12 protein-coding genes are annotated in these 13,502 nt (G+C 44.2%); 5 read left to right on the top strand and 7 right to left on the bottom strand.

Annotated features, from left to right (window positions below):
* The first annotated feature begins 8 nt into the window (after window positions 1-8).
* Both RNZ41_RS07215 and radA read left to right on the top strand, forming a co-directional pair.
* On the top strand, window positions 9-443 hold the full coding sequence (locus RNZ41_RS07215) for a PACE efflux transporter (protein WP_065252406.1): 435 nt from the start codon (window positions 9-11) through the stop codon (window positions 441-443).
* A gap of 184 nt (window positions 444-627) precedes the next feature.
* The gene (radA, locus tag RNZ41_RS07210; RefSeq protein ID WP_314026958.1) at window positions 628-2,025 is read left to right on the top strand and encodes a DNA repair protein RadA; all 1,398 of its coding nucleotides are present in this window, start codon (window positions 628-630) and stop codon (window positions 2,023-2,025) included.
* A gap of 77 nt (window positions 2,026-2,102) precedes the next feature.
* Here radA and RNZ41_RS07205 read toward each other — a convergent pair whose 3' ends face one another.
* The 4 genes from RNZ41_RS07205 to RNZ41_RS07190 form a co-directional block, all read right to left on the bottom strand.
* Window positions 2,103-2,435: a hypothetical protein gene (locus tag RNZ41_RS07205; protein WP_007116343.1), complete on the bottom strand. Its 333-nt coding sequence runs from the start codon at window positions 2,433-2,435 to the stop codon at window positions 2,103-2,105.
* 199 nt (window positions 2,436-2,634) lie between these two features.
* Window positions 2,635-3,429, bottom strand: coding sequence for an ABC transporter ATP-binding protein (locus RNZ41_RS07200; protein ID WP_314026957.1), 795 nt, complete (start codon window positions 3,427-3,429; stop codon window positions 2,635-2,637).
* 72 nt (window positions 3,430-3,501) lie between these two features.
* Window positions 3,502-4,407, bottom strand: coding sequence for an ABC transporter permease (locus tag RNZ41_RS07195; protein WP_314026956.1), 906 nt, complete (start codon window positions 4,405-4,407; stop codon window positions 3,502-3,504).
* Between the two features lie 180 nt (window positions 4,408-4,587).
* Complete coding sequence (locus tag RNZ41_RS07190; RefSeq protein WP_409950733.1) at window positions 4,588-5,580, bottom strand: ABC transporter substrate-binding protein; 993 nt, start codon at window positions 5,578-5,580, stop codon at window positions 4,588-4,590.
* Between the two features lie 509 nt (window positions 5,581-6,089).
* Here RNZ41_RS07190 and RNZ41_RS07185 point away from each other — a divergent pair.
* Window positions 6,090-6,599: a hypothetical protein gene (locus tag RNZ41_RS07185; protein ID WP_314026954.1), complete on the top strand. Its 510-nt coding sequence runs from the start codon at window positions 6,090-6,092 to the stop codon at window positions 6,597-6,599.
* A 98-nt stretch (window positions 6,600-6,697) separates the two neighbouring features.
* On the opposite strand, the gene RNZ41_RS07180 is transcribed toward RNZ41_RS07185, so the two are convergent.
* Window positions 6,698-7,756 carry an ABC transporter substrate-binding protein gene (locus tag RNZ41_RS07180; protein WP_314026953.1) on the bottom strand — a complete coding sequence of 353 codons (1,059 nt, stop codon included), beginning with the start codon at window positions 7,754-7,756 and terminating at the stop codon, window positions 6,698-6,700.
* A gap of 433 nt (window positions 7,757-8,189) precedes the next feature.
* On the opposite strand from RNZ41_RS07180, the gene RNZ41_RS07175 reads away from it, so the two are divergent.
* On the top strand, window positions 8,190-8,351 hold the full coding sequence (locus RNZ41_RS07175; RefSeq protein ID WP_007116336.1) for a hypothetical protein: 162 nt from the start codon (window positions 8,190-8,192) through the stop codon (window positions 8,349-8,351).
* 158 nt (window positions 8,352-8,509) lie between these two features.
* On the opposite strand, the gene metG is transcribed toward RNZ41_RS07175, so the two are convergent.
* Window positions 8,510-10,600: a methionine--tRNA ligase gene (gene metG, locus RNZ41_RS07170; RefSeq protein ID WP_314026952.1), complete on the bottom strand. Its 2,091-nt coding sequence runs from the start codon at window positions 10,598-10,600 to the stop codon at window positions 8,510-8,512.
* A gap of 212 nt (window positions 10,601-10,812) precedes the next feature.
* Here metG and apbC point away from each other — a divergent pair, with 212 nt between their 5' ends.
* Window positions 10,813-12,039 carry an iron-sulfur cluster carrier protein ApbC gene (apbC, locus tag RNZ41_RS07165; RefSeq protein WP_314026951.1) on the top strand — a complete coding sequence of 409 codons (1,227 nt, stop codon included), beginning with the start codon at window positions 10,813-10,815 and terminating at the stop codon, window positions 12,037-12,039.
* Between the two features lie 94 nt (window positions 12,040-12,133).
* Here apbC and RNZ41_RS07160 read toward each other — a convergent pair whose 3' ends face one another.
* The gene (locus tag RNZ41_RS07160) at window positions 12,134-13,468 is read right to left on the bottom strand and encodes an LD-carboxypeptidase (protein ID WP_314026950.1); all 1,335 of its coding nucleotides are present in this window, start codon (window positions 13,466-13,468) and stop codon (window positions 12,134-12,136) included.
* Window positions 13,469-13,502 lie beyond the last annotated feature (34 nt).

Raw genomic sequence — 13,502 nt, 5'->3', positions numbered from 1 at the left:
AAAACGTGATGACCACCAAAGCACGCATCGGGCAAGCGATTTTATTTGAGACAATCGCCATACTGCTATCATTAGGCTGGGTAAAATTACTCAGCTTTTTTGGCTTTACGGGTAGTGAATCGCAGCATAACTCAAGTATATTGGCGCTGCTGATTGGCATTTCGCTCATCGCCATGATTTGGACATTTGTTTATAACTTATTGTTTGATAAATTTTTTACCGGTGAAAAACTGGCTCGACCGCTATGGCTAAGGGTACTGCATATAGTGGGGTTTGAAAGTGGCTTGTTGGGCTTTACCTTACCACTGGTAATGTGGGTGATGAATATTGGACTGTGGCAGGCGTTTATGCTCGATATTTCGTTGACCTTACTTATTTTGGTATATGGGTTTATTTTTTACTGGATTTATGACTTGGTCGCCCATAAATATAGTCGCAAATAACAGCAATCTTGCGGGTCAAAATTTGTGTGTCAAACATAGCTCGCTATCCCTAATTTCATTGCATTAATGTCATCGTATTAATTTCATTGCATAGTTTATACCTCTCACCACCACCAATACGCTTTAAGTTTTTTTATTTTAAATTTTTCTTTATTTTTAAATTTTTCATTGCAAATTGGACTCTATGGCAAAATCAAAATCATCCTACGTGTGCCAACAATGTGGCGCAAACTTCGGTAAATGGTCGGGACAGTGTGCCGAATGTGGCGCATGGAATAGCCTTGTCGAAGCGCCGACGGTCAGCATGCCACATCATAAACCTGTCACCAAAAAAGCCAGCAACTACGCGGGCGAACAATCGAGCGTCATGCCACTTAATGCCGTGCCTATGTCACTTGATACTAGGCTACCAACGGGTGTTGGTGAGTTTGATCGGGTGTTAGGCGGTGGCTTAGTGGCAGGTTCTGTGGTGCTGATTGGGGGTGATCCTGGTATTGGCAAATCCACTATCTTGCTACAGACGGCGATTCATATGGCAGAAAATCACAGTCTAGCCGGCAGTGCGCTGTACATTACGGGTGAAGAATCGTTGTCACAGGTGGCGATGCGGGCTAGTCGTTTGGGGTTACCCAATAATAACTTAAAAGTATTGGCAGAAACCAATGTCGAAATGATCTGCCAAGCCTTGACCCAAGAGCAACCAGCCGTCGCCATCATTGACTCAATTCAGACTTTGTTTACCGAAGCCATCCAATCCGCGCCAGGTGGTGTCAGTCAAATCCGTGAGTCAGCGGCGATTTTGACGCGCTATGCCAAGCAAACGGGTACAGCGTTATTTCTGGTCGGGCATGTGACCAAAGAAGGGGCGCTGGCAGGCCCTCGCGTGCTAGAACATATGGTGGATGCGGTACTGTATTTTGAAGGGCAGTCGGACAGCCGTTTTCGAATGATTCGTGCGGTGAAAAATCGTTTTGGTGCCGTCAACGAGCTGGGGATTTTTGCCATGACGGATACAGGACTCAAAGAAGTGGCAAATCCATCGGCGATATTTTTAAGTCGCTATGATAAACCGATTGCAGGCTCAGTGGTCATGGTTAGCCGTGAAGGTACCAGACCGCTACTGGTTGAAGTACAAGCGCTGGTCGATGAATCGCAAGGACAACCTAGGCGCATGGCATTAGGTTTAGATTATCAGCGCTTAGCCATGTTGCTGGCAGTCATGCACCGTCATGGCGGTATCCAAACCAATGGGCAAGATGTGTATGTCAATGTGGTAGGCGGGGTCAAGGTACTTGAAACCGGCTCCGATTTGGCGGTTTTATTGGCCTGTGCGTCTAGTATCAAGGAAAAGCCTTTACCTTATACCCTAGCGGTATTTGGTGAGGTAGGCCTATCGGGTGAAATCAGACCTGTGCCCAATGGTCAAGAGCGTCTAAAAGAAGCGGTGAAACATGGCTTTACTCATGCAATTGTACCCAAAGCCAATGCCCCAAAAACGCAATTAGAGCAATATCAAGGTCTCAAAATCATTGCAGTTGAGCGATTAGATGATGCGATTGATAGCGCCTTTAATTCTCTATAAATAAAGGAATCATCTATAAATAAAAGACATAAAAAAAGCTGAAATGTTACTTTTCAGCTTTTTTATGATTCACTTATTTATTCTGCATCTGCGGCAAAATTAAAGTATTTTGACTGACTGCCAATGATTTTTTCAACCGCTTCAATCACTTCATCCACCACATCATCATACACCCCATAGTGAAGTTCATTGCGAAACGAGGTAAACGGGCTTTTACGTAGACCTGAACGCACTTCGGTGATACCGCTTTTATGGTAAATAAAATCGACTTTACCATTGGTGTTTAGTACACAGCTTAGCCGTCCATCTTTTACCATCATATCCACGCGCTCTGGCATAAAGATGTATTCATTGACATTTAACGTTTTGTCTTCGACAGCTTTCGTAACAAGTGATTTTAAATCAAACATAATGACCTCAAAGTATAGTGTTTTTTATAATTAACATTTAGAGAAAATAGCAGTATTGTCACTGCTTACTTATCAACTGTTATTATGAAGAATTAATCTATCACTGTGTGTAAAAAAATGGATAACTTATGTTATCCATCTTCATCTTGTTAAGCGTTAGCGCGCATTTAACCCATCGTATTTAATTGCGCAAAGCTAATTAGCTCAAAATTAAGCTGTCATCTTCTACCACTTCGCCGCGGGTGCGTTCAAACATATTGAGTAAATCATGGACAGTCATGCCTTTGCGTTCATCGCCTGATACGTCTAATACCACTTGTCCTTGGTGGAGCATCACGGTGCGGGTGCCATGATTGAGCGCTTGCTGCATGGAGTGAGTGACCATCATGGTGTTGAGATTGTTTTCTTGGACGATTTTATCGGTCAGTTCCAAGACGAAAGCGGCGGTTTTTGGGTCAAGGGCGGCCGTGTGTTCATCGAGTAGTAAAATTTTTGACGGCTGCAGCGATGCCATTAATAGGCTAACCGCTTGGCGTTGCCCGCCTGATAATAAACCCATACGGTCAGTAAGCCGATTCTCTAACCCTAATTTTAAAATCGCCAGTTTTTCACGGAAAATTTCACGGTTTTTGTGATTCAATGCGCCTTTTAAAAAACGCGATTCGCCGCGCTTGTAAGCAAGTGCCATGTTTTCTTCAATGGTTAAGGCTTCACAAGTACCTGCCATTGGGTCTTGAAAAACGCGTGCTACCCAGTGTGCCCGTTGGTGGGCAGATTTTTTGGTCACGTCAATATTGTTTAAGGTAATTTTGCCGCTATCGACCCGAATCGTGCCAGCGACGGCATTTAAAAACGTCGACTTACCTGCGCCGTTGGTACCAATGACCGTGACAAATTCACCTGCTTCAATACGCAGGCTGATACCACGTAAGGCAGGGTTTTCAATCGGCGTACCAGGATTGAAGGTCAATCGTAGGTTGTCTGCGTTCATCATAAGGCATTGTCCTTTTACTTTACTTTATAAGTTGTTAAGTGCCAAAATTAAAATCAACTCTTTGATACCAAGTTAAGCGGCATGCTTATGGCGATTGCTTAAAATTTTTGATTTGATTTTTGGTAGGATTAAAGCAATCACCACCAGCAGTGCGGTGACTAAGTTAACATCTTGAGGACCAAAACCAATCGCACGTAAGGTATCATTTGACAACGCAATTTGGATAAAGAATTTATAAAGAATCGCCCCGACAATAGCAGATAGGGTAATCCACCGCATTTTTTTGGCAGGCATGATGGTTTCACCAATGATAACGGCAGCAAGACCAATCACAATGGTGCCCACACCAATGGAAATATCAGCACCGCCTTGGGTTTGCACAAAAATTGCACCAGCAAGCGCAATCAGCCCGTTAGAAATCGCCATCCCAAGCAAGATACTTCGAGAGGTAGCAATCCCCTGTGCTTGTGACATTCTAAGGTTAGAGCCAGTTGCTCGCATCGCCAAGCCCACCTCAGTGCTAAAGAACCAATCCAAGAAAAACTTGGCAGCAATCACCACACCACCAATCACCACACAGCGCATCCAATAGCCGTTACTATCGGTCACCAGTTCGCCAAATATGGTTGGTTCACCGAGCAATGCCAAGTTTGGCGCTTGCATAATACGCAAATTGACCGCATACAGCGCGACCATCACCAAAATACTTGAGAGCAGCTGTAAAATACCAAGTTTGACATGTAGCCAAGCCGTTACCAAACCTGCAACACCACCAGCAAGCATACCAAAGATACAAGCCAGCCAAGGGTTGACATCCGCGATGATTGCCACGCCTGCGACAGCACCGCCTAAGGGAAAACTACCATCCGCGGTCAAATCTGGAAAATCTAACACCCGAAATGAAATGTATACGCCCAAAGCCACTAACGCATAGATTAGACCACTTTCTAGGGCACCAAATAAAGCAAGTAACGACATAACTGTTCACACAAAAAAGTAAAGACCGCTTGTTAATTCAACAAGCAGTCAGGTGTTAAGGTAAACCAAGTGGCATTAAGCGTAATGCGACTAAAGTACAAATACGCGCTTTGAAACTTTAGTTGCCACTGGGCAATTAAATTTGCAATCACATTAAAACAGCTAACATTAACCAATGATTTATTGTTTAGCTTTTGGCGCAGGCTCTACTTGGGCTGCCTGACTAATTAAATCTTGTGGCAGGGTAATGCCAACTTCTTGCGCGTGTTTTGGGCTAAGGTATAAGTCAAGCTTATTCATCGTGATAGGCTTGATGGTACCTGGTTTTTCGCCTTTTAGGACGCGTCCAACGATTTTACCTGTTTCGATGCCCAAGTCTTTGTAGTTGATACCCATCGCCGCGACTGCACCACGGGCAACGGAGTCAGTATCAGACGCCACTAGGGGCACTTTGATTTCTTTAGCTGCTTGGTAAAGCGACTCATAGGCGGATACCACGTTGTTGTCAAGTGAGGTATAGATGAGCTGAACTTTACCTTGTAGACCACGAGCCGCTTGGGGAATATCGGTAGTGCGCTGTGCAGGTGCTGCAACGATGCTAATGCCCATCGGTTTAAATTTTGCTTCAAGCGCTTTGAGTACCACAGTTGAGTTGACTTCCCCTGGGCTGTATACATAGCCGACGGATTTGAGATTTGGTACCACTTTTTTCATCAGCTCAATCTGTGGCTCAAGTGGCAACATGTCTGATGCGCCTGTCACGTTGGTGCCAGAGGCTTCCCAAGATTTTATCAGTTTCGCTTGGACCGGGTCGGTAACTGCAGAGAAAATGACAGGAATTGAGTTGGTCGCTGCAATGACGGATTGCGCCGATGGGGTGGAAATGGCAACGATGGCATCGGGTTTATCCGCGGCAAATTGTTTGGCAATCTGACCGGCAGTCGCCGTATTGCCTTGGGCTGATTGGAAATTTACTTTTAGGTTTTGACCTTCTTTAAAGCCTTCGTTGCCAAGCTCTTCAATCACACCTTGACGAACGGCATCTAATGCTGGGTGCTCAACGATTGCCGTGATAGCAACAGATTTGGTATCGCCTGACGCAGCTGTCGTTGCACTTGCTGTGCTTGCAGTATTGGCATCAGCTGTTTTATTGTTAGATTGGCTACAACCCATCAGGCTTGCCATACAAATTCCACCTAGCATCATTGCTTTGGTCAAACGAGAAACACCAAATGTAGCGTTCAACATATATCACTCCAAAAATCCATCCATAGGGTAACAATTAAAAAGGTAAATCTTAAAAAAGGAAAATCTTACACTTCAATAACAATATCATACAGCATTGTTAAACATTATTTACATTTTATCAGCTAATTTTGCAGTCGCATAGCGTTATATATGTATCAGGCAAGTTTGCCAACTATGATTAAAGCTTTAGGTTACTGGTTAAAAGGTGTTTTCTGATAAATTGCTATAACATAACAATTTGCCTCATTTCGCTAATGTATCATTTTTTAATAATAATTCGCTAAGTCATCAGCTAACTAATAAGTCATAGCGCATTGTTTTTAAGTAGAAAGAAAATTACCACAGCATTGTCATATTAAGTTACATTTTAATTTCATAATAATATAGCTTCATACAAAATTACTTATACAAGGTACAGATAAAGGTGTATGACAATGAAAAAATCGACATTATTAACTAGCTTACTTTTAGCGGGCTCGTTCGTGGCTTCACCCGTTGTTTTGGCAGACCCCGGTCATGGTAAAGCTCAATATAAACAAGAAAAAAACTGGAAACAGCAACAAAAACACTATAAAGATGACCGCAAAGAAAACCAACGCTACAACACGAACCATGATAGAGACCGCGACAGAGGCGACAATCGATACTACGATAGTCGTACGGGTCGCTACCTAACCCACGAGCAGTATCGCCAATTGCCCCCAGGTCTGCAAAAAAATGTTGCACATGGTAAAGCGGTACCACCAGGCTGGGCAAAAAAACTAGACAATCGTTATTACACAGTCAAGCGATATAATGACCGTAATGTCTATGTGTTAAATAACAATGCTTATCGCCAGGCAAAAGTTATCAGTCGCCCGCGTCCAGGTGAAGTGCGCCTACGTGTTGACAACCGTGTAATTGATGTCATTGAAGCGACACGTGTTATTTTAAATGTGCTTTAAATTTTTAAATGTGCTTTAAGTAGCGCATCATTTCACTGCCCAGCTTGAACAACCCGTCTATTTAATTAGGCGGGTTTTTTCTTATTTAATCATAGCGATTATTTGTCAATTTTTCGCTCGGGTGTGGTATCAACGTTAATGGCACCTTTTAGTAGTTCAGGATTTAGTGTTACGCCTTGTGCTTGGGCGTGTTTTGGGCTCACGTATAAAGTTAATTGGTTCATCACTTCGGGTTTAACTTGAGTGACAGGTGTACCATCCAAAATTTTGCCTACCATTTTGCCTGTGGTACGCCCAAAGTCATAATCATTGACACCGAGTGCTGCCGTAGCGCCGCGGCGGACGCTAAACTCATCGGAGGCGATGATGGGAAGTTTTAGCGCATTGGCTGATTGCACCATTGATTCAAATGCCGACGCCACATTATTGTCCATTGAGGTATAAATCAACTGGGCTTTGCCGCCAAGACTGTTAGTTGCCATGGCAATATCAGTGGGACGGTTGGCTGGGATATCCACTAAGTTCATGCCACGCTTTGGTAGCGCAATGCTGAGTTTATCTCGCAGCGCCACCGAATTCATTTCACCTGCGCTAAACACATAGCCAATGGATTTAGCTGACGGCATGATTTTTTGCATAAAGTCGAGCTGCGGTGCTAGCGGTAATTGGCTGGATAAACCTGTGATGTTGGGCTGAGTCGGGGTGTTTTGTTGAGTAATAAGCTTGGCAGCCACAGGATCCGACACAGCTGTATAAACAATCGGTATCTCTTTGCTAGCGGCAGCCAACGACTGGGCAGTAGGGGTGGAGATTGCCACGATAGCATCAGGTTTATCAGCGACAAATTGCTTGGAGATTTGTCCTGCCGTTGCCGTATTGCCTTGTGCTGACTGAAAATTTACGGTTAGATTTTGCCCTTTGATATACCCTTCAGCAGCCAATTCATCAATAATACCTTGGCGAATGGCGTCGAGCGATGGGTGTGCCACAATCGCAGAAATGGCGATGGTTTTATTGGGTTTTTGGCTGGCAGTGGCTGAGGGTTTGCTAGACGTGTCTGCAGCTTGCGCGGGTGGTTTCTGAGGTGAGCAGGCGGCTAAAGATAATCCAATAATGGCGCAGATAGCGGACAATTGACCGTGTGTGAATGACAACATAGTATTCCCCAATCATCAAAATTGTTTTGTAAGCAGAGTATATCATTTCAACGTACTAGTTTGCTATAACATAAATAAAAGTTTGCGACTATGGCTAAATTTTTATGGATTAGAAGATTTTATAAGCTCTTTGATAAACAGTAGCTTATTAACAAAACCTTTTATGAATACCACTATATGAGTAGGTTTAATTACATAAAGTCCTTAATTGAAACATAAAGTATAAATATTATTTAATATTTCATGAAATTGTCATAATAAAATGGTATGAAAATCTTTCGATATCTTTTAGAATACAACTTCTACTCGCAGCATTATTTATCTTTTTTAAACGATTCGTTGCAGCGTTGATTAAGTTAAACATGTCTGTGCTTAGTAAAGGTAAATGATTCATAGATGGAATCATCGTACACTAACTCAACAAGGAGGCTATATGAACTCATCAAACTTGATGGCAGGCGTATTAGTAGTTGGTGCTATTCTACCTTCGGCTGAAGCACCCCATTATTGCCAATACAATAAGTCAGCTAATCCGGTTAGAGCCAATCGAAAATCTATACCCGTTCGCATTAGCGTTAGCAAAAGCGACCGTTAATCGGGCTACATTATCGATTTTTTGATATTTAGGATAGCTTAATAAAAAAACCGCTGGTAATTATCAGCGGTTTTTTGTTGTGATCAAAAAAATGATTAAGAATGTGTCAAAATGTTTCAGCTCATCGCAATCAATCACAGTTAAGCCAGTTAAGCCCATTAAGCAAGGGTCGCACCCGCAGGGATATGGTCATCTAGCGTAACCACGGTCAATTGACCCGCTTTTTCAGCCGATAAAATCATACCTTCAGAAATACCAAACTTCATTTTTCGTGGCGCAAGGTTGGTGACGCAGACCACGGTTTTGCCCACCAATTGTTCAGGGTTATAGAATTTGGCGATACCGCTAAACACATTGCGCGTTTTCACATTGCCCTGCGCATCTGTCTCACCCACATCTAGGGTAAATTGCAGCAATTTATCTGCACCTTCCACGTTATTGCAGGCTAGTACTTTTGCTACGGTCATTGTGACTTTGGCGAAGTCATCGATACCAATCAATGCTATATCGCCAGTGGATTGCTCGCTAGCGGCAGATTGTCCAGTTGAGGCTTGATTGGCGATAGCAGGCTGTTTGTTTAAATCTTCTTTTGAAGCGTCCACCATCGCAGCAACTTTATCTTTGTCAACACGCTGCATCAATGGGGTAAAGGCGTTGATGGTATGCCCGACCAATAACGCATGACGGCTATCAAAATCTAGGCTGTTAACATTGAGAAAAATTCGTGCTTTCTCACACATCAATGGCAATACAGGGGCAAGATAAACCACCAATTGACGGAAGATATTAAGCGCGACGGTACACACCGCTTGTACTTCGGCTTGTTGACCTTCGACTTTGTTAAGAGCCCACGGTTTTTTGTCATCGATGTACTCATTGGCTTTGTCTGCACACGCCATAATCAGACGCATGGCTTTGCTAAATTCGCGCGCTTCATAAGCGGCAGCGATATCTTCGCCCGCATCAATGATTTGTTGCACCAAAGCAGGTTCGCTGATTGTCAGTGCCAGTTTACTACCATGATTTTTATGGATAAATCCTGCGCAGCGGCTAGCGATATTGACGACTTTACCCACCAAGTCTGAATTGACTTTTTGCATAAAGTCTTCAAGATCCAGATTGATATCTTCGACACTGGCTGATAATTTGCTAGCAAAGTAGTAACGCAAGTATTCAGGGTCAAGGTTTTGTAAGTAAGTATCGGCTTTGATAAAGGTGCCGCGAGATTTACTCATTTTCTCGCCATTGACAGTCAAAAAGCCATGCGCGTTGATGGCAGTTGGGGTTCTAAATCCTGCGCCTTCAAGCATCGCTGGCCAAAACAGGGCGTGGAAATACACAATATCTTTACCGATGAAATGATAAACTTCGGTGTTGTTATGATTTTCTTTTGACCAATAGTCATCAAAATTTAAGCCTAACTGCGCACCTTCTTGGTCACACAAGTTTTTGAAACTTGCCATATAACCGACGGGTGCATCGAGCCACACATAAAAATACTTGTCTGGTTCACTGGCTGGGGTGTTTGGGATTTTAAAGCCAAAATACGGCGCATCGCGGCTGATATCCCAGCTGGCAAGACCTGCATCAAACCATTCTTGTAATTTGTTGGCGATAGAGGTCTGCAGGCGACCTTCTTTACGCGTCCAATTTTGCAAAAATTCGCTAAAGTTTGGCAGGTTAAAGAAGTAATGGATGGATGATTTCAAAACAGGCGTTGCACCTGAAAGCGTTGAGTAGGGATTTTTGAGTTCGGTGGCATTGTAGGTCGTGCCGCAGACTTCGCAGTTGTCGCCGTATTGGTCTTTTGCGCCGCATTTTGGGCATTCGCCTTTGACAAAACGGTCTGCCAAAAACAAGCCTTTTTCTGGGTCATACAGCTGTTCAACTGCTTTGTGCGAGATATGACCGTTTTCATACAAGCGATTATAAATCAGCTGAGAGTAATGCTCATTTTCTGGGCTATGGGTTGAGTAGTAGTTGTCAAAATCAACCAAAAATCCCGCAAAATCTTTTTCATGGGAGGCTTTGACATCGGCAATTTGCTCTTCAGGGGTGACACCGTTGGCTTCTGCTTTGAGCATAATCGCTGTGCCATGGGCATCATCGGCACACACATAGGTCGCTTGATGACCCAGTGATTTCATGGCGCGTACCCAAATATCGGTCTGGATGTACTCAACCAAATGCCCCAAATGAATCGGACCATTGGCATAGGGTAGGGCGCTAGTAACTAAAATTTTTCTCACAATACACCTGTTATTGATTTGTTTAAAAAAATGTCATTATTGCTGTATGATAGCTTAAATCGCATCATTTCCCAACCAATGGGCATCAATCAAACAAGAAAAATTACTTTTCACACAGATATGTTCAATCTGTCTCTGTGAAAATTGGCAATAAACCCCACTTAACAGTGGTTAAAATCGTTAAAATAACAACATTGGGGTAAGCAACTATCATGTTCAACTTTATCAAACCAAAAACCGTGGCTACAGTGGATGAGTCCACGCTTAATCAGTTATTTGATGAATATCATGTCAATAACCAGCCAATTCGCCACTATGTCAAAGGGGCTAAACAGCAAGGTAATAGTCTGACATTGGATTTGCGCTTGCCCGATGACTGCAATCCTGAACAAATCCATCATGATTTGAGCCAAAAGCTGCATATCCATGGGGTCAGTGAAGTGAATATGAATATTACCTTGTTTGACAGCACTACTGCGCCAAAACCTACGACCAAAGGCAGTGGCTCAACCCTACCTAAAACCACCAATGCCATGCCACCTGTCACTCAGACCGCGCCACAAAGTGACAAATTAGTCACAGAAACCCCTGAACCTGCGATTGCCAAAAAAGCCACCACCCAAGCTGAATTAACACCGCATCCACGTATCGAGCATATTATTGTGGTGGCTTCGGGCAAAGGCGGCGTTGGTAAATCGACGACGACAGTGAATATCGCCTTGGCGCTGCAAAAATTGGGCAAACGCGTGGGCGTGCTGGATGCCGATATCTACGGCCCCAGTATTCCAAGTATGCTTGGCGTGGCAGGTCAGCAGCCGCAGCTGGAGCATGAGCAATTTGTACCGATTGCAGCGCAAGGTATGCCGATGCTATCTATCGGTAGCTTGTTGAGCGATGACACTACCCCGATTGCTTGGCGCGGTGCCAAAGCCACAGGCGCACTGATGCAGCTTTACAATCAAACCAACTGGCCAAATCTGGATTATTTGGTGATTGATATGCCACCTGGGACGGGGGATATTCAGTTGACGCTCGCCCAACGTATTCCTGTGACCGGTGCGGTGATTGTGACCACCCCCCAACATATTGCCTTACTGGATGCGCAAAAAGGCATTGAGATGTTCCGCAAAACCCATATCCCTGTGCTGGGCGTGGTAGAGAATATGGCGCTGCATACTTGTAGTAGCTGTGGTCATACCGAAGCGATTTTTGGCGAAGGCGGCGGTGATAAAATGGCAGCACAGTATCAAGTGCCACTACTGGGGCAATTACCACTGGCAAAAGGCATCCGCGAGCAAGCCGATAAGGGCGAGCCGTCCGTCATTGCCAATCAAGGCGCAGGCGATGAATTTGCCGACTATTATCTCAATATCGCTAAAAATATCGAAGCCAATATCGCCAAATTTGCCAAAACGCATGATAACAATCGGATTTTCTAGCGCGATTGGACAGTCAAAGAATATGTGTTAAATAAACCTGTTTGGGTAGCATACAAACAGGTTTTAACTAACATACATAAGACACCGCTATACCCTAGACCAACAATTGGCGTAAATCTAAATTGCCAAAGTTTGCATCGGTTTTAAGATGATAAAACTGGTTGAATGTCGCTTGATAACCACTACCCACATTGTCAAGTGTCACAGGCACACCGAGCGGAAAATTAATGCGTCTTGCCACATGCCCAAAGGGGAAATCTGTGTAGATGGGTCGCCCTGTGGTTTGTTGGATGGTACGGATGACGGTATCAAAAGTGTAATCACCATTGTAAGCATCACTGATGCCGCTAAAATTAAATTTGCCCAACACAATTGCCTGCTGTTTTGCCACAATACCTGATAACACCAAGGTTTGTAACATACGCTCGATACGGTAAGGCTGCTCACCGGTATCTTCCAAAAATAAAATCCCATTGTCAACAGTTGGCATATACGGCGTGCCCACCATTGCAGATAACACGCTAAGATTACCGCCCCATAAGGTGCCTTTTATCGGCTTAGCCAAAGGACGCGCAGTGTCACGATAAAGCTGAGCTTCTGGCACTTGGATACGTAGCTGGTTTTGGGTACAAAGATTGATAAAACTTTGGATGGTATCGGTATTCACCTCTGTTTTGCCAAAGTCACTACTGAGCATTGCCCCTGCCACATAGGGGAGATGACCTTTGGCGTACATGGCAAGCTGCAAGGCAGTAAAATCACTAAAACCCATCAGTAGTGTGCCACGCTCTTTGAGTTTTTGCGTCAGCATTCGCCACTGCTGATCACTTAGTTTGTTGAGCAAACGCATTGCACCATAGCCGCCACGCACGCCGAGTAATACCTTGGGCAATTGGTGTAAAGGTTGATTGAGTAACGCGGTAATATCGTCCAAGCGCTCACTGTCTGAACCTGCAAAGCGCAAATAACGTCGGCTAATCACTTCTGGATTGTCGATATAAAATCCCGCTTGGGTGAGTCGGTGAATCGCCAGTAAGTTACGCTGTTCATCACTACCAAATCCCGATGGCGCTACCAAATGGAGGTGGACACCGCGACCTTTGAGGGCTTCACAATTGGCTTTGATGGTCGCAAAGTCCCATTGGGGCCATTGGGGCCATTGGGGATTGATGGGCAATGTTTCCATGGGCGTATTGCCATTGGGCATAGCGCTTGGCTCGCCAAAAGCCATGTTATTAGGGTCATTGTTTGACCCATACCGCTGTGAAGGTTGGCTAATCACTTGCCCGCCTATTGTCAAATCTGCTTTTGCACCCGTTACCGTCGCTGCCGATAGCGCTATGCCTGTCTTTAGCAGTCGGCGCCGCGTCAAGCCAGCCAAGTGGGTGGCAGTCATGTGGGCGTGAGTATTCGCCATTTTTTGAGACATTTTATTATCCAAACAAATTCATCGACTTACAAAA

The sequence above is a fragment of the Moraxella sp. DOX410 genome, assembly GCF_032248735.1.
GTDB lineage: Bacteria > Pseudomonadota > Gammaproteobacteria > Pseudomonadales > Moraxellaceae > Faucicola > Faucicola tetraodonis.
Note: the sequence above shows the minus strand (reverse complement) of the source record. Positions and strands in the feature narration are given on the sequence as shown.

What these genes read in the sequence shown, in the direction of transcription:
- RNZ41_RS07190 (WP_409950733.1), bottom strand. Translation starts at nt 5,580, where the DNA reads ATGGGTTGTAGCCAATCTAACAATAAAACAGCTGATGCCAATACTGCA.
- RNZ41_RS07160 (WP_314026950.1), bottom strand. Translation starts at nt 13,468, where the DNA reads ATGTCTCAAAAAATGGCGAATACTCACGCCCACATGACTGCCACCCAC.
- RNZ41_RS07185 (WP_314026954.1), top strand. Translation starts at nt 6,090, where the DNA reads ATGAAAAAATCGACATTATTAACTAGCTTACTTTTAGCGGGCTCGTTC.
- RNZ41_RS07205 (WP_007116343.1), bottom strand. Translation starts at nt 2,435, where the DNA reads ATGTTTGATTTAAAATCACTTGTTACGAAAGCTGTCGAAGACAAAACG.
- RNZ41_RS07175 (WP_007116336.1), top strand. Translation starts at nt 8,190, where the DNA reads ATGAACTCATCAAACTTGATGGCAGGCGTATTAGTAGTTGGTGCTATT.
- RNZ41_RS07180 (WP_314026953.1), bottom strand. Translation starts at nt 7,756, where the DNA reads ATGTTGTCATTCACACACGGTCAATTGTCCGCTATCTGCGCCATTATT.
- radA (WP_314026958.1), top strand. Translation starts at nt 628, where the DNA reads ATGGCAAAATCAAAATCATCCTACGTGTGCCAACAATGTGGCGCAAAC.
- RNZ41_RS07195 (WP_314026956.1), bottom strand. Translation starts at nt 4,407, where the DNA reads ATGTCGTTACTTGCTTTATTTGGTGCCCTAGAAAGTGGTCTAATCTAT.
- RNZ41_RS07200 (WP_314026957.1), bottom strand. Translation starts at nt 3,429, where the DNA reads ATGATGAACGCAGACAACCTACGATTGACCTTCAATCCTGGTACGCCG.
- RNZ41_RS07215 (WP_065252406.1), top strand. Translation starts at nt 9, where the DNA reads ATGACCACCAAAGCACGCATCGGGCAAGCGATTTTATTTGAGACAATC.
- apbC (WP_314026951.1), top strand. Translation starts at nt 10,813, where the DNA reads ATGTTCAACTTTATCAAACCAAAAACCGTGGCTACAGTGGATGAGTCC.